This is a genomic window from Streptomyces sp. NPDC046716, assembly GCF_040645755.1.
In the GTDB taxonomy this organism is placed as follows: domain Bacteria; phylum Actinomycetota; class Actinomycetes; order Streptomycetales; family Streptomycetaceae; genus Streptomyces.
The window spans coordinates 1-17,260 of record NZ_JBEYYU010000062.1 but is presented as its reverse complement, the minus strand read 5'-3'; the positions used below and the strand labels follow the sequence as shown (position 1 = coordinate 17,260).

Annotated in this window: 15 protein-coding genes; 7 read left to right on the top strand and 8 right to left on the bottom strand. The window is 72.8% G+C overall.

Annotated features, from left to right (window positions below):
• Positions 1 to 94: 94 nt before the first annotated feature.
• Complete coding sequence (locus ABZ930_RS33555) at positions 95 to 934, top strand: diacylglycerol kinase family protein (RefSeq protein ID WP_361556480.1); 840 nt, start codon at positions 95 to 97, stop codon at positions 932 to 934.
• Positions 935 to 970: 36 nt separating this feature from the next.
• Here ABZ930_RS33555 and ABZ930_RS33550 read toward each other — a convergent pair whose 3' ends face one another.
• Both ABZ930_RS33550 and ABZ930_RS33545 read right to left on the bottom strand, forming a co-directional pair.
• Positions 971 to 3,361 carry a DUF5979 domain-containing protein gene (locus ABZ930_RS33550; RefSeq protein WP_361556477.1) on the bottom strand — a complete coding sequence of 797 codons (2,391 nt, stop codon included), beginning with the start codon at positions 3,359 to 3,361 and terminating at the stop codon, positions 971 to 973.
• A 412-nt stretch (positions 3,362 to 3,773) separates the two neighbouring features.
• Entirely contained in the window at positions 3,774 to 4,193 is a 420-nt protein-coding gene (locus ABZ930_RS33545) for a MarR family transcriptional regulator (RefSeq protein ID WP_361556579.1), read from the bottom strand.
• Between the two features lie 216 nt (positions 4,194 to 4,409).
• Between ABZ930_RS33545 and ABZ930_RS33540 the strand changes: the two genes are divergently transcribed.
• Complete coding sequence (locus ABZ930_RS33540; RefSeq protein ID WP_361556474.1) at positions 4,410 to 5,867, top strand: MFS transporter; 1,458 nt, start codon at positions 4,410 to 4,412, stop codon at positions 5,865 to 5,867.
• Positions 5,868 to 5,921: 54 nt separating this feature from the next.
• Positions 5,922 to 6,680, top strand: a complete 759-nt coding sequence (locus ABZ930_RS33535; protein ID WP_361556471.1) for an SDR family NAD(P)-dependent oxidoreductase — start codon at positions 5,922 to 5,924, stop codon at positions 6,678 to 6,680.
• A gap of 10 nt (positions 6,681 to 6,690) precedes the next feature.
• Here ABZ930_RS33535 and ABZ930_RS33530 read toward each other — a convergent pair whose 3' ends face one another.
• Complete coding sequence (locus ABZ930_RS33530) at positions 6,691 to 7,179, bottom strand: MarR family transcriptional regulator (RefSeq protein WP_361556468.1); 489 nt, start codon at positions 7,177 to 7,179, stop codon at positions 6,691 to 6,693.
• A gap of 102 nt (positions 7,180 to 7,281) precedes the next feature.
• On the opposite strand from ABZ930_RS33530, the gene ABZ930_RS33525 reads away from it, so the two are divergent.
• The 3 genes from ABZ930_RS33525 (at position 7,282) to ABZ930_RS33515 (ending at position 10,087) form a co-directional block, all read left to right on the top strand.
• On the top strand, positions 7,282 to 8,178 hold the full coding sequence (locus ABZ930_RS33525; RefSeq protein ID WP_361556465.1) for an ABC transporter ATP-binding protein: 897 nt from the start codon (positions 7,282 to 7,284) through the stop codon (positions 8,176 to 8,178).
• Positions 8,175 to 9,755, top strand: a complete 1,581-nt coding sequence (locus ABZ930_RS33520; protein WP_361556462.1) for an ABC transporter permease — start codon at positions 8,175 to 8,177, stop codon at positions 9,753 to 9,755. Before ABZ930_RS33525 ends, ABZ930_RS33520 begins: the two co-directional genes overlap by 4 nt.
• Positions 9,756 to 9,826: 71 nt before the next feature.
• On the top strand, positions 9,827 to 10,087 hold the full coding sequence (locus tag ABZ930_RS33515) for a hypothetical protein (protein WP_361556459.1): 261 nt from the start codon (positions 9,827 to 9,829) through the stop codon (positions 10,085 to 10,087).
• Here the strand turns inward: ABZ930_RS33515 and ABZ930_RS33510 are convergent.
• From ABZ930_RS33510 to ABZ930_RS33500, 3 genes are all read right to left on the bottom strand, one after another.
• Positions 10,050 to 11,261: a cytochrome P450 gene (locus ABZ930_RS33510; RefSeq protein WP_361556456.1), complete on the bottom strand. Its 1,212-nt coding sequence runs from the start codon at positions 11,259 to 11,261 to the stop codon at positions 10,050 to 10,052. The two genes, ABZ930_RS33515 and ABZ930_RS33510, sit on opposite strands and share 38 nt — an antisense overlap.
• A 277-nt stretch (positions 11,262 to 11,538) precedes the next feature.
• On the bottom strand, positions 11,539 to 12,204 hold the full coding sequence (locus ABZ930_RS33505) for a response regulator transcription factor (protein WP_361556454.1): 666 nt from the start codon (positions 12,202 to 12,204) through the stop codon (positions 11,539 to 11,541).
• Positions 12,201 to 13,520, bottom strand: coding sequence for a histidine kinase (locus tag ABZ930_RS33500; RefSeq protein ID WP_361556451.1), 1,320 nt, complete (start codon positions 13,518 to 13,520; stop codon positions 12,201 to 12,203). Before ABZ930_RS33500 ends, ABZ930_RS33505 begins: the two co-directional genes overlap by 4 nt.
• 109 nt (positions 13,521 to 13,629) lie before the next feature.
• On the opposite strand from ABZ930_RS33500, the gene ABZ930_RS33495 reads away from it, so the two are divergent.
• Positions 13,630 to 14,973, top strand: coding sequence for a hypothetical protein (locus ABZ930_RS33495; protein ID WP_361556448.1), 1,344 nt, complete (start codon positions 13,630 to 13,632; stop codon positions 14,971 to 14,973).
• A 19-nt stretch (positions 14,974 to 14,992) separates the two neighbouring features.
• On the opposite strand, the gene ABZ930_RS33490 is transcribed toward ABZ930_RS33495, so the two are convergent.
• The gene (locus ABZ930_RS33490) at positions 14,993 to 15,706 is read right to left on the bottom strand and encodes a response regulator transcription factor (RefSeq protein ID WP_361556445.1); all 714 of its coding nucleotides are present in this window, start codon (positions 15,704 to 15,706) and stop codon (positions 14,993 to 14,995) included.
• Positions 15,706 to 17,031: a sensor histidine kinase gene (locus ABZ930_RS33485; protein WP_361556442.1), complete on the bottom strand. Its 1,326-nt coding sequence runs from the start codon at positions 17,029 to 17,031 to the stop codon at positions 15,706 to 15,708. The genes ABZ930_RS33490 and ABZ930_RS33485 overlap by 1 nt, the downstream gene beginning before the upstream one ends.
• Positions 17,032 to 17,260: the final 229 nt, after the last annotated feature.

Below are 17,260 nucleotides of genomic sequence, written 5' to 3'. Positions count from 1 at the left end.
CCCCGGAATAGACCAAGCCCCTGGCGCAATAGCGCAAGGGGCTCTTGCACAAAGATGCTACCCGAGGAAGCGAGGCAAGGCCGAGGTGGCGGCGTTGGACCTTCCATCTGACCGTACGGGCGAGGAGCTGTCCCGGCAGTTGCTGGTGATCGTCGACCCGTTCGCCCGGCGCACGGACGGGGAGTCCGTGCGGATCGCCAAGGATGTGCTGTGCGCGGGCGCGACGGCCAAGGTGTGTCTCCCCGAGGGCCCGGAGGATTTCGCGAAAGCGCTGGCCAAGCGGGGTGCGCGGCGGCCCGTGGTGGTCGGTGACGACCGCGCGCTGCTGCGCGCGGTGTCGCTGCTGCACCGGGAGCGCGAGCTGTCCGGCGCGGTGCTCTCGATGGTGCCGGTGGGGGCCGGCGTCTCGCTGGCGCGCTCGCTGGGGGTGCCCTCCGGGGCGGTCGCCGCGGCGCGGGCCGCGCTCTACGGCACGGAGCGGCGGCTCGATCTGCTGGTCGACGACAGCGACGGGGTGGTGCTCGGCGATCTGCGCATCCCGCCGCTGGCCGAGGCCCCGGCGGGCCCCGGTGCCGGGCGGCCGTGGCTGCGGACGTGCCGTTCGCTGGTGCGCTCGCTGGCCGCGCGGCCCGTCCGGCCGCTTCCGGCGGACTCCGGTGCGCCCGCGCGGCTGCGGGTGGAGGCGGACGGGGTGACCCTGGTCGACCTGGACCAGCCGGTGGAGGGCGTCCGCGTGGGGCCCGCGACCGGGACGGGGCTCGCGCGGGTGGAGGTGCGGTGCGCGCGGACGCCGGGCCTGACGACCCGGGCGCACACGGTCACGGTGTCCGGCGAGGACTTCCGCTACCGGTCGGACTCCGTGTCCATCGGCGGGCCGGTGCGCCGCCGGACCTGGACGGTCCGGGTGGGGGCGTGGGGGCTGGCACTGCCGTGAGCGGTACCGGCCCCCGTGTCCCGGTGCGGGAACGGCCTAGCGGCGCCTGACCGCGGTCACCGTGAGGGTGCCGAGGGCCACCGCCAGGGAGGCGGCGAAGGCCAGCCACAGGGCCGTCGTGGAGGTGCCGGTCTCGGCCAGGTGGTGGCCGGGGTGCGAGGGGCCGGGGGACGGCGTGCCCGGGACGCTCGGCGTCGAGGGTGTCGAGGGTGTCGAGGGGGAAGTCGTCGACGGGGTGGGCGTGGGCGAGGTGGGCGGCGGGGACGTCGGCGGCGGGGACGTCTTGAACGTGTTGGTCACGACGACGGTCGCCTCCTCGTTCGTCCGCACCGGGAAGCTCTGGCCCAGCGTGATCGTCCTCGGCTCCTCGCCCGTCACGGTGAGCACGGCCGAGGTGTCGACGTCGGCCTGGTCGGCGGCGCCGGTGGCGGTCTCCTCCAGGGTGCAGGTCGTGTCGTTCGGGAACCGGTGCCGGGTGAGGGCGCCCGAGGTGGCGCCGGCCTCGACGTCCAGGGCGTCCTCGGTGCCGTCGGCGCAGCTGAGGGTGAGGTGCGCGGTGCCGGGACGCAGGCCGGTGTCGCCGCTGGTGCGCTTGGTGACGTCGAGGGTGCCCACCTTGACGAAGCGGTTGGTGAACCGGCAGGTGGGGCGCGGGTTGTCGGAGGTGAGCCGGACCTGCACCGTGCCCTGCGCGGTGTTCAGCCCCGACCCGGCCGTGCCGCAGTCGGCGTCGGTCATCTCCCAGTGCCCCTCGGCCGTGGGCGGCGGCAGGTACTCCTGGACGGTGTAGTGAGTGCTGTCGTTCACGGCCAGCTCGTCGGCGGCGGGGCCGGTGCCGTCCTCCGGGTGGGCGGTGACGGGGACGCCCTCGGTCTCGGTGGTGGCGGTGGAGCGGTAGGTCGTGGCGTCCCTGAGCCGGGCGAGCGGGTGGGCGATGACGTCGTAGGCGAAGGAGCCGGTGCCGCCCTCGGTGACCTTCTCGATGTTGATGGCGCCGCCGGGCGTGAACTTGTTGGTGAGCAGGCAGTTCGCGTCGTCGACGGAGGCCAGGTCGTAGGTGGCGTGCCAGGTGCCGCGCGGGGCGTCGTCCGTCGCGGGCCCCTTGGTGATCGGCACGTCCGTGCCGTCGCAGTTCAGGCCGGTCAGCTCCCAGGTGCCGGTGCCGTCGGGGGCCGGGATCGCCTCGTCGATCGTGTACGTGCCGGGGGTCGCTCCCGCCGGGGCCTCCGCCACGGTGACGGGCACGCCCTCGCGGCGGGTGGTCACCGGGGCGACGTTCACGGGCGGTGCGCCGGGCGGCGTCCCGAGGTCGATGTCGAAGGTGCCGGTGCCGCCGATCGACTCCTTCTCCAGCAGGGCCTTACCGCTGGCTCTGGTGTTGGTGTACGTGCAGGTGACGGTGTCGCCCGCGGCCAGTTCCACGGAGGTGGCGCCGGCGGAGTCCGTCCGCACCGCGCTCGTGCCCGGACTGCCGTCGGCGGCGACGACGGTGCAACTGGGCTGGGTCGGCGGGGTCCAGCCGCTGTCGGCGGGCACGACCTCCTTGAACGTCCACGGGGCGCCGCCCGCGCCGCGGATGAACGTGATCTCGTCCTGCTTCTGGGCCGAGGCGTGCAGGACGAAGTCGTTGGTGCCGTCGCCGTTGGTGTCGGCGTAGGAGACGTTGCCGTCGAAGCGGAAGTCGCCCTCGCCCGCCGTCTCCGGGACGGCCTTCTTGATCACCTTGATGGTGCCGGCGTCCGGCGGAGGCGTGATCGCGTAGTAGTAGCAGAAGACGTGCCGGGTGCCGGAGGGGAACGTCACGTACTCGACGTTGTCGCCGTTGACGGAGTCCTGCGCGCAGCGCAGCGCGGCGAATCCGTACTGTTCCTGGAGGCCGTTGAGCGGCTGGGACTTGGTGCCGCCCTGCACGACCAGGCCCGAACCGGCCGCGAGTTCCCGGCTGTTGAGGTCGACGGTGACGGCGCCGTCGAGGGTGCGGCCGGTGTCGTTGCCCTGGGCGTCGAGCTCGGGGGTGCTCGCCCTGGTGGTGAGGTTCTGCCGGACCGGGCTGGTGACGGTCGACAGGTTGAGCGAGGCGGAGGTCTTGCCGGTGATGCCGGTGCCGGTGGAGAACGTCCAGTCCGGCAGGGCCTCGCACGGCGGCAGCGGGGTGCCGGACGCCTCCTTGGCGGCCGAGACCGCCTCTCCGGACGAGTAGTTGGAGTCGGGGCCGAGGTCGCGCAGCGACTCCTGGATGTTGTTGCGGGCCTTGTTGGCCATCACGTCGGTGTACTGGGGGCACTTGCGGGCCACGAAGGTGACCGACAGCGGGTTCTGCGCCGCCGCTGCCGCGGCCGCCTGGGCTCCTGTGTGGCCCAGGCCCGCGAGGACGCAGGCCAGGGCCATCAGCGTCCCCAGCGCGGGGCCCGCCCATCGCACGATCACTGACCGGGTCGCCCCACGCATCCGGATCCACCGCCCTAGCAGTACGTTCCTATGACTACCGACATATAGGGCATAGCGGTTGACCGGGGGTGGCACCTAGGGGCCGGGCCGTGACGGGGGGCGAGGTTCGCCCGGACGGAGGCGGGCGGGGGTCGTCATCCGAGCGCGGGTCGCGCCGTGGCTGGTCGCGCAGTTCCCCGCGCCCCTGAGATGCGCACTTCGTGCGGCATCTCATCGGGCGCCCGCCCCAGGTGGGAGGCTGCGCGGAGCGCATGCCTCAGGGGCGCGGGGAACTGCGCGACCAGCCACGACGAGAGCCGCACACGACAACGGAAAAGCAGCGCGCAGCGCACGCTTCAGGGGCGCGGGGAACTGCGCGAGAAGTCCCACCGGCCCGCAGTCGGGGGACAACTCACGGCCGGGGCCAAGGCCGCCCGTCCAGCCGCTCGATCGCCCGGTTCAACCGCTGCAGGCTGGCGGCGAAATCGGCGACCTCGTCCTCGCTCCAGTCCTCCATGAGCCCCTCGAGCACCCCGAGATACCGCGCCCGGTCGTCATCGAGGAACTTCGCGCCCTCCACGGTGATCCGGAACTTGCGGGCGATCCCCCCGTCCGGATCCGGGATGCGCTCGACGAGCCCGGCCCGCATCATCGCCGCCGTCTGCCGGTTGAGCGTGGACGCGTCGAGCCCCGTCGCCTCGCTGAGCTGACCGATCGACATCGGCCCGACCATCTGGATCCGGGTGAGCAGGATGTAGGCACTGCGGTCGAGATGCCAGTCGGCACCCCTGGCGCGCGGACCGAACAGGTAGCCGTGCCGACCGAGCAGCATGGTCTCGAACTCGACCTGGCGCGTGGTCTTGTCCTTGCCCGTGCCCTTGCCCACCGCGTCCACCTTCACCTTTCTCGCACTGCCCCTGCTCAGCAGGTATATCACGCGAGATGTGTGTCATACATACGTTGTGCATCATGCATATTGGCTGTACGGTGCACATGCCCCGCACGCAGGAACGCGGAGGGGACCCACCGACAAGGAGCACCGTCAGTCATGGAAGCAAGCAAGCCCGAGGCCGAGGGCTCCGGGCGCATCGTCGCCGTCCTCGCGTTCGGCGGCATCGTGGCCTCGATCATGCAGACGCTGGTCGTGCCACTGCTCGGCGAACTGCCGACGATCCTCGACACCTCCGCGTCGAACGCGACCTGGGTGGCCACCGTCACCCTGCTCGCCGCCGCCGTGGCCACGCCCATCATGGGCCGCCTCGGCGACCTCTACGGCAAGCGACGGATGCTGCTCGTCTCGACCGTGCCGCTGATCCTGGGCTCGGTCGTCGCGGCGCTCTCCACGAACCTGGCGACGATGATCGCCGGTCGCGCCCTCCAGGGCCTCGGCGTCGGCCTGGTCCCGCTCGGCATCAGCCTCCTGCGCGACCTCGTACCGCCGGAGAAGCTCGGCACCTCCATCGCCCTGATGAGCGCCTCGCTCGGCATCGGCGGCGCCCTCGGTCTGCCCTTCGCCTCCGCCATCGCGGACTACGGCAGCTGGCGGGTGCTGTTCTGGGTGTCGGCCGCGCTCAGCGCGGTCATCGCCGTGCTCTACAAGGTCGTCGTGCCCGACAACGAACAGCGCCGGGAGACCGCGGGCGGCTTCGACTACGCGGGCGCCGCCGGCCTGGGCGCCGGACTCGTGGCCCTGCTGCTCGCCGTGTCCAAGGGCGCCGACTGGGGCTGGGGCAGCGGAACCACGCTGGGCCTCTTCGCCGTCGCGGTCGTCGTCCTCGGCGGCTGGGGCCTGTGGGAGCTGCGCACCGCCGAGCCGATGGTGGACCTGCGCACCACGGCCCGCCCGCAGGTGCTGCTGACCAACGCGGCCTCGGTCGTCGTCGGCTTCGCGATGTACGCCTCGTCGCTGCTCGTGCCGCAGCTGCTCCAGCTGCCGAAGGCGACCGGCTACGGACTCGGCCAGTCGATGATGGCGATGGGCCTGTGGATGATGCCGGGCGGCCTGATGATGATGGTCGTCGCACCGCTGGGCGGAAAGCTCACCGGCAAGCACGGGCCGAAGCTGACGCTGCTGCTCGGCACGATCGTGATCGCGGCCGGCTACGGCATCTCGGTCTTCCTGATGGGCGCCGCCTGGCAGTTGATGGTCGCGATGTGCGTCATCACCGCGGGGGTCGGGCTCGCGTACGGGGCCATGCCCGCGCTGATCATGGGCGGTGTGCCGCAGTCGGAGACCGCGGCGGCCAACAGCTTCAACACGCTGATGCGCTCCATCGGCACCTCCGTGTCGGCGGCCGTGATCGGTCTCGTCCTCGCCCACATGACCACGCAGCTCGGCCCCGTCACCCTGCCGTCGGAGAACGCGTTCCGCACCGGAATGCTCCTCGGCTGCGGTGTCGCGGTCGTCGCCGCCCTGATCACGCTGACGATCCCGTACCGCAAGGCGCAGGCCGTCACCGCGGCCGAGCCGGCCCCGGCCGGCCTCGCGCCCTCCCCGCAGTCCTGACCGACCGCCCGCACCCAGAAACACCGAGCACCGAGCACCACCGAGGAGCACCACGTGAGCACCGAGAACCACCGCGCCGTCGTCGTCACCGGAGCCGGTTCCGGCATCGGGCGGGCCGCCGCGCTCGCCTTCGCCGGGCAGGGCGACCGGGTGGTCGTCGCCGATCTGAACGCGGAGGCGGCCACCGCGGTCGTCGCCGAGATCGAGGGCGCGGGCGGCGCCGCCGTCGCCGTCGTCGGCGACCTGAGCGACCAGAAGGTCGTCGACGAGGTCGTCGCGACGGCGCTGGCCCGGTTCGGCGCGATCGACGTGCTCGTCAACAACGCCGGGATCATGGACTCGATGTCGGCCGTCGCCGATGTCACCGACGCCGAGTGGGAGCGGCTGCTGCGGATCAATCTGACGGCGCCGTTCCTGCTGTCCCGGGCCGTGGTGCCGCACATGCTCGACGCCGGGCGGGGTTCGATCGTCTTCACGGCGTCGGAGGCCGCGCTGCGCGGATCGGCCGCCGGGGCCGCCTACACCGCCGCCAAGCACGGCATCGTGGGCCTGACCAAGTCGATAGCCGTGATGTACCGGGGCCGGGGGATCCGGGCCAACGCCATCGCGCCCGGCGGCACGATCACCAACATCCGGCTGACCGTCGACCCGGAGGCCGCGGGACCGCAGGCGCTCGGCGCCTACATGGGCAACGTCGGCACCCCGGCCGGGGCCGAGACCCAGGCCGCGGCCATCGTGTTCCTGGCCTCGGACGCGGCGAGCAACATCAGCGGGGCCGTCCTCCCGGTGGACGGCGGCTGGTCCGCCGTCTGACCACGGCGCGCTACCCGTCCAGGCCGAGCGTCTTGCGGTGCTCCCGCCAGCGCTCCGTCATTCCGGTCAGCTCGGCCTGGACGAACTCGAAGAAGGCCAGCGTCTCGGAGAGCCGCCGGCCCGCCGGGGAGTCGGCGCCGATGGCGTCGACTCCTTCGCGCAGGGCGTCCTCCCAGCGCTTGAGCACGCTGTCGCGGTTGGTGAGCGCCTCGTACCACTGGTTGCCGTGCACCCGGAACAGGTCCCGCCGCGTCCCCGGCTCGCGCTCCCGGGTGACCATGTGCTGCTGGGTCAGATAGCGCACGGCCCCCGAGACGGCGGCCGGGCTCACCCGGAGCCGCTCCCCCAGCTCGGCCGAGGTCAGCGCGCCGGAGTCGGAGGCGAGCAGCGCCGCGAAGATCCGCGCGGGCATCCGGGTCATGCCGGCCTCGGTGAGCTGTGCCGCGAAGCTCTCGACGAAGCGGGCCCGTGCCTGCGCCGCCACCTCTGCCGCGTCCATGTCCCGATCATCTCCCCTGTCCGACGTGTCCTGTTCCGCGCCCCTGAGTTTATACGCTTCCTTAACTTCACAAATTTGTGAAGTGCGCGTAATTTCAGAATCATGACGAAGGCAATCACGGTCTCCGGGCTGCACAAGTCGTTCGGCAGGACGCGCGCGCTCGACGGACTCGACCTGGACGTCGAGGCCGGCGAGGTGCACGGCTTCCTCGGGCCGAACGGGGCGGGGAAGTCGACCACCCTGCGCGTCCTGCTCGGCCTGCTGCGCGCCGACTCCGGAGCCGTGCAGCTGCTCGGCCGCGACCCGTGGGCGGACGCCGTCGAACTGCACCGCAAGGTCGCGTACGTCCCCGGCGACGTGACGCTGTGGCGCAACCTCAGCGGCGGTGAAGTCATCGACCTGTACGGGCGGTTGAGGGGCGGGCTCGACCAGAAGCGCCGGGCCGAGCTCATCGAGCGGTTCGAGCTGGACCCCACCAAGAAGGGCCGCACGTACTCCAAGGGGAACCGGCAGAAGGTCGCGCTCGTCGCCGCCTTCGCCGCGGCCGGCGCCGACCTGCTGATCCTCGACGAACCCACCTCCGGGCTCGACCCGCTGATGGAGGAGGTCTTCCAGTCGTACGTGGAGGAGGCCGCCCGCGAGCACGGCCGGACGGTGCTGCTGTCGTCCCACATCCTCAGCGAGGTCGAGGAGTTGTGCGACCGGGTCTCGATCATCAGGAACGGGCAGACCGTCGAGAGCGGCACCCTCGCCGAGCTGCGGCATCTGACCCGGACCAGCATCACCGCGGAACTGGCGGGCGCACCAACGGAGTTGGCCTCGCTCCCGGGTGTCCACGATCTCGACGTGCAGGGCCGGCGGGTCAGGCTCCAGGTCGACACCGACAAGCTCGACGCCGTACTGCGCTCGCTCACCGGGGCCGGCGTCCGGTCGCTGACCAGCACCCCGCCGACCCTGGAGGAGCTGTTCCTGCGGCACTACCAGGAGGCCGCGCGATGACCGCCGTGGCGGGCACCGGGACGCTGCTGAGGCTCGCGCTGCGCCGCGACCGGCTGATGCTCCCGCTGTGGGTCTACGTCGTCGCGCTGACCGTGATCTCCATGCCGAGGACGCTGAACGGCCTGTACGGCACGGCCGCCGAGCGCGCCGGAGTGCTGACGACGATGCGGGCCGACGGCTCGCTGCGCGCCCTGTACGGCCCGGCGCTCGACGACTCCCTCGGCGGGCTGACCGTCTGGCGGGTCGGCGCGTACGCGGGGCTGTTCGCGGCGGCGATGAGCCTGCTGATCGTCGTACGGCACACGCGGGACGAGGAGGAGAGCGGGCGGCAGGAGATGGTGTCCGCCGCCGCGGTGGGCCGCCGGGCGCCGCTCACCTCCGCGCTGCTCACCGCGCTCGTCGCCAATGGCGCGGTGGCCGTGCTGATCGCGGCGGGCCTGGCGCTGACCGCCGGTTCGGGGCTCGCGGGCGCGCTCGCCCTCGGCCTCGCGACCGGCGGCACGGGGATGGTGTTCGCGACGCTGGCGGCGATCGTCGCCCAGTTCACCGAGAGCGCGCGGCTCGCCCGGGGGCTGAGCGCGGGCCTGCTGGGCGCCGCGTTCGTGCTGCGGGCGGCCGGGGACGCGGGCAGCGCGACCGGCTCGTCCGCGCTGACCTGGCTCTCCCCCATCGGCTGGCTGGAGAACACCCGCGCCTACGCCGGGGAACGCTGGTGGGTGCTGCTGCTCTTCGCCGCCGCCGTGCTCGCCCAGGGCGCGGTCGCGTACGTACTGGCCGGGCGGCGCGACCTCGGCATGAGCTTCTGGCCCTCGCGGCCGGGGCCCGCCCAGGGGCGCCTCGGCTCGGCGGGCGCGCTCTCCTGGCGCCTCCAGCGCGGCAGCGTCCTCGGCTGGTCGCTGGCCTTCCTCGCGTCGGGCGCGGTGCTCGGCGGGGTCACCGACGGGGCGGCGGATCTGGTCGGCGGCAGCGCGAACACCCGCGAGATCATCGAGCGGATGGGCGGGCAGACCGGGCTCACCGACGCGTTCCTCGCCGGGATGACCGGCCTGCTCGGGATGGTCGCCGCGCTCTACGTCGTCCAGGCGGTCCTGCGGATGCACGCCGAGGAGACCTCGCAGCGCGCCGAGCCGGTGCTCTCCGGCGCGGTGGGCCGGCTGCGCTGGGCCGCGGGCCATCTGACCGTCGCGTTCGGCGGGGCGGTGCTCGTCATGCTGCTCGGCGGGCTCGGTCTGGCGGCCGGGTACGGGCGGGATCTCGGGCCGATCCTGGGTGCCTGCCTGGTCCAGCTCCCCGCGATCTGGACGCTCGGCGCGGTGGCGGTCCTCCTCTACGGCCTCGCCCCGCGGGCCGCCGTCGGCGGCGGCTGGGGCGTCGCGGGCGCGGCGCTGCTGCTCGGCTGGATCGGCCCGGCGCTCGACCTGCCGCGGACCGTGCTGAACCTGTCCCCCTTCGGGCATCTGCCGAAGCTGCCGGGCGGGGAGATGGCGTGGGGTCCGGTGCTGGTGCTGAGCGCGCTCGCGGTGGCGCTGGTCGCGGCCGGGCTCACCGGGCTCGGGCGGCGCGATCTGTCCGCCTGAGCCCGGCGGAGCCCACCCCGGAGGTCCTGCCCCGGGAACCTTGCAGAAAGGTTTCAGCGTCCGTGAGGGGCATGGGCCAACGCACACAAGCCACCGCCGGCTGCCTCTCCGCGCTCGCCGGGCTCGGTCTCGGACTCGCCGTGTGGATCGAGCTGACCGAGGGACGGGTCCACCGGTTCGAGACGGGCCCCGACTGGCGGCTCGTGTATCTCGCGCTGCCCGCCTGCCTCGCCGGGGGCGTCCTCGTCGGCACCTTCGCCGGGCTCCTCCTGCACCGGCTGCTCGGGCCTCGCCTCAGATCGCGACGGCAAGGCCCGCAAGACCCCGGATGACGAAGTTCGGCTTGCGCACCGGTTCGGCGGCGAGCCGCAGCGCGGGCGCCTGGGTGAGCAACGCCCGCATGGAGGCGGCGAGTTCGAGCCGGGCCAGCGGGGCGCCGATGCAGTAGTGGATGCCCGCCGAGAAGGAGATGTGCGGGTTGTCGGCGCGCGTCAGGTCGAGCCGGTCCGGGTCGGCGAAGACCGCCGGGTCGTGGTTGGCCGAGCCGAAGAGGAGGGCCACCTCCGAGCCGCGCGGGATGGTGGTTCCCGCGATCTCGATGTCCTCCAGGACCCAGCGCTCGAAGAGCTGGAGCGGGGTGTCGTAGCGCATCAGCTCCTCGACGGCGGACGGCACGAGCGCGTGGTCGGCGCGCAGGGCGGCGAGCTGCGCGGGGTGGCGGAAGAGGGCCGCCCAGCCGTTCACCGTCGAGTTGACCGTGGCCTCGTGGCCCGCGTTGAGGAGCAGCACGCAGGTCGAGATCATCTCCTGCTCGGTGAGCCGGTCGCCGTCGTCGTGGGCGGCGATCAGTCCGGAGACGAGGTCGTCGCCCGGGTCCGTGCGCCGCTGTGCGATCAACTCCCGCAGATACTCCGTGAATTCGACCGACGCCGTCACCGCGGCCCGGGCGACCTCCTCCGGCGGGTTCAGCTCGTACATGCCGCAGATCGCCGCCGACCAGGGCCGCAGCGGGGCCCGGTCGGCCTCGGGGACGCCGAGCATCTCGGCGATGACCGCGACGGGGAGCGGCTCGGCGACCTGCGTGAGCAGATCGCCGCCGCCGTCCGCGACGAGCCCGGCCACCAGCTCGGACGCCAGCTTCTCCACGTACGGCTGGAGCCGCTGGACCGTGCGCGGGGTGAACGCCTTCGAGACCAGGCGGCGGATCCGGGTGTGGTCCGGCGGCTCCAGGTCGAGCATGCCGTGGTCGTTGAGGGTGTGGAACGGCTCGTGCTCCGGCGGGGGTGCCGTCCGGCCGAACTCCTCGTGGGCGAAGCGGTGCTGGTAGGTGCGGCCGAGCCTGCGGTCTCTGAGCAGCGCCGAGACGTCGGCGTGGTGCGGGATCAGGTACTGGTTCGTGGGCTCGAACCGGTGGACGCGGCCCTTTGCGCGGAGTTCCGCGTATGCGGGGTACGGGTCGGTCAGGAAGGCCGGGGACCAGGGGTCGAAGGGGGCGGTGTCGTTCATGGCGTGACGTTAGTGCCGGGGGGCGGGGTGCGGGTAGGGGCTGTTCGTCTGCCGGGTTTCCGGGGGTGGGCGGGTGCGGCTTTCGTCGTGGCCGGTCGCGCAGTTCCCCGCGCCCCTGAAGCGAGCTCCGCTCGCCCAGGGGAGGCTGCGCGAAGCGCATGCCTCAGGGGCGCGGGGAACTGCGCGAGAAGCGGCCACCGGCCCGCGGACGACGTACAACCCAGGGGCGCGGGGAACTGCGCGACCAGCCACGACGAAAGCCGCACGGGCCGTCCGGTCAGCCCGGGGTGACCAGGCGGGCCTCGTAGGCGAAGACCGCTGCCTGGGTGCGGTCGCGCAGGCCCAGTTTCACCAGGATGCGGCTGACGTGGGTCTTGATCGTCGACTCGGCGACGACCAGCCGCTCGGCGATCTCCGCGTTCGACAGGCCCTGCGCGATGAGGACCAGGACCTCGGTCTCGCGGTCGGTGAGTTCGCCGTACGCGCCCGGGTTCTGCGCCGCCGGCAGCTTCGGGGTGTCGGACAGCTTCGAGAACTCGGTGATCAGACGGCGGGTCACGGACGGCGCGAGCAGCGCCTCGCCGGACGCCACCACCCGTACACCGTCGGCGAGTTGGCGCGCGGAGGCGTCCTTGAGGAGGAACCCGGAGGCCCCGGCCCGCAGCGCCTCGTACACGTACTCGTCGAGATCGAAGGTGGTCAGGACGAGCACCTTCGTCGCCGTCGAGGCGGCGACGATCTCGCGGGTGGCGTCGATGCCGTTCATCTCGGGCATGCGGATGTCCATCAGGACCACGTCGGGGCTCAGGTCGCGGACCCGGGCTACCGCCTCGATGCCGTTGACCGCCTCGCCGACGACCTCGATGTCGGGCATCGCGCCCAGCAGCACCGAGAAACCCTCGCGGACCATCATCTGGTCGTCGGCGATCAGTACCTTGATCATGCGTCGGCCTCCGGCGCGGAGGCGACGGGCACGAAGACCGTGATCTCGTAGCCGCCGTCGGCGGTTCCGCCCGCCGTCATCTCGCCGCTGAGCATGGAGACCCGCTCGCGCATCCCGGTGATGCCGTGGCCGGCGCCGGGCGAGGGCTTGAGCAGGCCGGTGGCCGGGCCGTTGACGACGCGCAGGCCGAGCCCGCCCAGGACGTAGCTGACCTCGACGGCGGCCTCGGCGCCGGGCGCGTGGCGCAGGGCGTTGCTCAGCGCCTCCTGCACGATCCGGTACGCCGACAGCTCGACGCCGGGCGGCAGGTCGCGGACGGCGCCGGTGACGGTCCTGGTGACGGTCAGGCCCGCCTCCCGCACGTTCTCCAGGAGCCGGTCGAGGTCGGCGAGCGTGGGCTGCGGCGCGTCCGGCGCGGTCGGGTACGCGGCGGAGTCCACCCGTACGACGCCCAGGACCCGGCGCAGCTCGGTGAGGGCCGCCACCGCGTTCTCCCGGATGGTGACGAAGGCCTGCTCCAGCTCGGGCGGCGGGTTCTCCACGCGGTAGGGCGCCGCCTCCGCCTGGATCGCCACCACCGACATGTGGTGGGCGACGACGTCGTGCAGTTCGCGGGCGATGGTCGTGCGCTCTTCGAGGAGGGTCCGCTTGTCGCGCTCGACGGCGGTGACGGTGCGCTCGGCGACGACCTGGCGCCTGCTGGTGCGGTTGGCCTGGATCAGGACGACGAGGGCCAGCACGATGCCGGAGAACAGCGCCATCGGCACCGCGTCGCTGTCGTACCAGCCGCCGAGCACCCCGCCGCCCAACACCCCGTACACCCCGCTGATCGCCCACATCCACGCCGCCGTACGCGGCCGGGTGCGGGCCGCGACGACCGCCATCACCGCCGTGTGCGCCACGATGCTCGCGCCCGCCCACGGGTAGAGGTCGCCGCTCGCCGCGGCGAGTATGGGGGCCGCGGCGAGCGAGACCCACCAGGCGAGCACCGGGCGCACCAGCGTGAGCGCCACGGAGATCGCGGCGAGCGGCCCCGTCAGCAGCGCGGTGAACTCGCCGACGGGGGACATCACGCCGATCGCCAGGCTGATCAGCGCCAGGCTCAGGACGACGGCGTGCGGCAGGAGCTCCAGCTGCCGCCGGGTCCGCTCCCCGAACAGCTGGGCGATCGGCCCGTCCGTGGCCATCCGCGGCAGCGGGCGGTAGTCCCGCACATTCTGGAACAGGTCCGTGCGCAGCCCCCGCAGCGCCGCCTGCGCGGAAGCGAACTCCGGGCTGTGCTCGCGGGGAGCCGTGGAGGTGGTCGTCTCGGTCATGCCACGACCGTACGGGGCGGCCGGGGCGCCGGTCGTCCCCAGGGAGACGGGTCACTGTGGTCCGCCTTGAGTACTACCCGCCGACATGCGGGCCTCCCGGGACCGTCGGATGCTGGTCGAGGTGAACACGTCGGCGAAGGACCCCGAGACCCCAGCCCGGACCGGCTGGGGGCGGACCCGGATCGGCGTGGCGGTGCTCGCGGTCGTCCTCCTCGCGGTCGCTCTCGTCGCGGCCGTCACCATGGACGATCCGGTGCAGGACCTGCAAGGTCCCGGCCTGCGCTCCACGCTCACCCTCGTGTGCGGCGTCCTCGGTCTGTCGCTGCTGGCCGCCGCGCTGCTGTGGCCCTCGACCGCGAAACCCCGCTCGCTGGCCCTGTTCAGCGGCGCCGTGAGCGTGCTGTGCGTGGCGGCCACCGTGTTCATCTGGGTGTGCGTGTCCGTCGACGACCAGCTGCACTCGATCCCCGGCTCCGCCGTCTCCACTCCGGCACAGGCCCGGCAGGCCCTGGAGAAGCAGGGCCTCGCGAGCGGCCGCGCGGCGATCCCCACGGGCGTGATGATCGAGACGATGCAGTACACCAGCAGCAACAACGTGAAGCTCACCGGCTACCTCTGGCAGCGGCTGCCCAAGGGCACCGAGACCGCCGAGATCGATCTCCCGAACGCCGTCGAGGGCGGCATCGGCGACGAGATCTACCGGGACCCGGCGCCGGGCGGCCGGGAGGTCGTCGGCTGGAAGCTGAACACCACGGTCCGCGAGTACTTCGACTACAGCCACTACCCGCTCGACCGGCAGGTCGTGTGGCTGACCCTGTGGCCCAAGCACTCCGCCGAGAACACGCTGGTGCCGGACTTCGCCGCGTACCCGCCGTGGAAGACGCACGACGGGTACGGCGTCTACCACGATCTGGTCAGCGGCGACTGGTCGCGGCAGTTCTCGACCTTCAGCGTCGGCCACGGCACCGCCCACACCAACTACGGGCGCCCCGGCCTCTCCGTCGGCAACCAGATCCCCCAGCTCACGTACTCGATCGGCCTGAACCGGGCCTTCCTCAGCCCGCTGCTGAACCGGCTCGTGCCGCTGGTCGTGATCGCGATGCTGGTGTTCGCGTCGCTGTTCGTGGTCACGAAGGACTCCGACCGGCGCTCGCTGTCCGGGTTCAGCACCTGGGCCGTGATCGGCTTCTGCGGATCGATGATGCTGGTGGTGTCGGTGCAGCACAGTTCGCTGCGGTCCGACACCGGCTCCGGCGGCATCGTCTACGCCGAGTACTTCTACTTCATCCTGTACCTGGTCATCGGCCTGGTGGCGCTGAACGCGGTCGAGCACACGTCGGACAAGCGGATCCGGCTCGTCGACTGGCGCGGGAACAGCGCGGCCCGGCTGCTGTACTGGCCGGTGACCTGTCTGCTGCTGTTCGCGGTGACGACGTTCGTGTTCGTCCTGTGAGGTCGCGGATCCGGCCCCGCTAGGAAGCGGATCTGGGCCGGACCAGTCCCGATTCGTACGCGAACACCGCCGCCTGCGTGCGGTCGCGCAGGCCCAGCTTCACCAGGATCCGGCCCACATGGGTCTTCACCGTCTGCTCGGCCACCACCAACTCCCCCGCGATCTCCGCGTTCGACCGGCCCTGGGCGATGAGGATCAGCACCTCCGTCTCCCGCTCGGTCAGCTCCGGGGGCCGCGCTCCGGTCGGGGCCGGCCCGCCAGAGCCGTCCGCAAGGCGCGCGTACTCGGCGATCAGGCGGCGGGTGACGGTCGGCGCGAGGAGGGCCTCGCCGGACGCCACGACCCGTACCGCCTCGGCCAGTTGGTCGGCCGAGGCGTCCTTGAGCAGGAACCCGGACGCGCCCGCGCGCAGCGCCTCGTACACGTACTCGTCGAGGTCGAACGTGGTCAGGACGAGCACCCGCACCGCCGCGTCGGACGCCGTGGCCCGCCGGGTGGCCTCGATGCCGCTCAGCTCCGGCATGCGGATGTCCATCAGGACCACGTCGGGGCGGAGTTCGGCGATCTGGGAGAGGGCGTCGAGTCCGTCGACGGCCTGCCCGACGACCTCGATGTCGGGCTGGGTGTTCAGCAGCACCGAGAAGCCCTGGCGGACCATCATCTGGTCGTCGGCGATCAGCACCCGGATCGGTGGTGCGGTGGACTGGGTGAGCGGGGTGGGCGGGGTGGCCATCAGCTGCCTCCTGCGGGAAGAAAGACGCGGATCTCGAAGCCGCCGGTCTCCGGCACCGGGCCCGACTCCAGGGTGCCGCCGAGCATCGCGGCGCGCTCCCGCATGCCGAGCAGGCCGTGGCCCGCGCCGGGCGAGTCCGGCACCGGGCCCTCGGGCGCCGTGTTCGTGACGCGGACCCGCAGCCCGTCCGGGCCGTGGTCGAGCGCCACCTCCACCCGGGAACCGGGCGCGTGCCGCAGCGCGTTGCTCAACGCCTCCTGCACGATCCGGTACGCCGACAGCTCGACGCCGGGCGGCAGGGGCCGCCGCCGCCCCGTCTCCAGGGTGGTCACGGTGAGCCCGGCGGCCCGGGTGCCCGCGACGAGGCCGTCGAGGCGGTCCAGGGTGGGCTGCGGGAGCTGGGGCGCGGCGGCGGTGCCCGGGTCGGTCTCGTCGGCGGGGCCCTCGGCCGGGTCCGCGCGGAGCACGCCGAGGACCCGGCGCAGCTCGGCGAGCGCCTCCACCGCGTTCTGTCTGATGCTCTCCAGGTTCTCCGTCAGCTCGGCCGACGGGTCCTCGACCAGGTGCGGGGCGACCTGCGCCTGGATGGAGATGACGGACATGTGGTGGGCGACCACGTCGTGCAGCTCGCGGGCGATGCGGCCGCGCTCCTCGAGCGCCGTGCGCCGGGACCGCTCCTCCGCGGTGATCTCCTCCTGCGCGACGAGCCGGGTGCGGGCCTCGCTGCGGCCGCGTATCGCGATGCCGAGCAGGGCGATCACCGCGAACACGACCGCCGAGAGCAAGGTCGTCGAGGAGTACGTGGCCACGTCGGACACCGTGCGCTGGAGCAGTGGCCCGGCCAGGGCGCTCAGGCCCGCCGCGACGACCACGGCCCGGGCCGGCGCGCGCAGCGCGAGGAGCATCAGCACCGTGGCGTGCGCGACGAGCGCGGGGCCGGCCCAGGGCCACTCGGTGTCGGGCGACGCCGTCTGCTGGGTCAGCCGGTGCTCGGCGAGCCGGGCGACGAGCACCATGTCGAGCAGCGACAGCCAGAACGCCGGAACCGGCCGCCACAGCGCGAGCAGCATCGCGGCGCCCTGCACCACGGCGAGGAAGGTGCCGAGCGCGACGCCCGCGTCGTAGCGGATGCCGATCTGGTCGATGTTCGACAGCGTCGTGCCGAGCGTGATCCAGAAGACCAGCAGGTGGGGTGCCCAGCGCAGCCGGCGCGGTCGGGTCAGGGGCGGGAGCGGCATCGGGGCGAGGGTGACCAGATCGCGGCGCAGGGTGCGGCCCAGGGCCCGCAGGGCGACCCCGAAGTCCTCCGTGTCGCCGCCGCTCATGGCGCCGAGCCTATGCTCGGCCGAGATCTTCCGTGGGCGCTTCATCGGGATCCGGCCGTTCGCCGGGGCAGTATCCGTTCCGCTGCCGGGTGCGGCTTTCGTCGTGGCTGGTCGCGCAGTTCCCCGCGCCCCTGAGATGCGCACTTCGTGCGCCATCTCCTCGGGGAAGGCTGCGCGCAGCGCATGCCTTCAGGGGCGCCATGGAGCAGTCCGACGAGTTCGGCAACGT

Coding starts and splice junctions, on each gene's coding strand:
- ABZ930_RS33510 (WP_361556456.1), bottom strand. CDS start 11,261: ATGAACGACACCGCCCCCTTCGACCCCTGGTCCCCGGCCTTCCTGACC.
- ABZ930_RS33525 (WP_361556465.1), top strand. CDS start 7,282: ATGACGAAGGCAATCACGGTCTCCGGGCTGCACAAGTCGTTCGGCAGG.
- ABZ930_RS33515 (WP_361556459.1), top strand. CDS start 9,827: ATGGGCCAACGCACACAAGCCACCGCCGGCTGCCTCTCCGCGCTCGCC.
- ABZ930_RS33485 (WP_361556442.1), bottom strand. CDS start 17,031: ATGAGCGGCGGCGACACGGAGGACTTCGGGGTCGCCCTGCGGGCCCTG.
- ABZ930_RS33530 (WP_361556468.1), bottom strand. CDS start 7,179: ATGGACGCGGCAGAGGTGGCGGCGCAGGCACGGGCCCGCTTCGTCGAG.
- ABZ930_RS33490 (WP_361556445.1), bottom strand. CDS start 15,706: ATGGCCACCCCGCCCACCCCGCTCACCCAGTCCACCGCACCACCGATC.
- ABZ930_RS33545 (WP_361556579.1), bottom strand. CDS start 4,193: ATGCTGCTCGGTCGGCACGGCTACCTGTTCGGTCCGCGCGCCAGGGGT.
- ABZ930_RS33500 (WP_361556451.1), bottom strand. CDS start 13,520: ATGACCGAGACGACCACCTCCACGGCTCCCCGCGAGCACAGCCCGGAG.
- ABZ930_RS33495 (WP_361556448.1), top strand. CDS start 13,630: ATGCTGGTCGAGGTGAACACGTCGGCGAAGGACCCCGAGACCCCAGCC.
- ABZ930_RS33540 (WP_361556474.1), top strand. CDS start 4,410: ATGGAAGCAAGCAAGCCCGAGGCCGAGGGCTCCGGGCGCATCGTCGCC.
- ABZ930_RS33520 (WP_361556462.1), top strand. CDS start 8,175: ATGACCGCCGTGGCGGGCACCGGGACGCTGCTGAGGCTCGCGCTGCGC.
- ABZ930_RS33505 (WP_361556454.1), bottom strand. CDS start 12,204: ATGATCAAGGTACTGATCGCCGACGACCAGATGATGGTCCGCGAGGGT.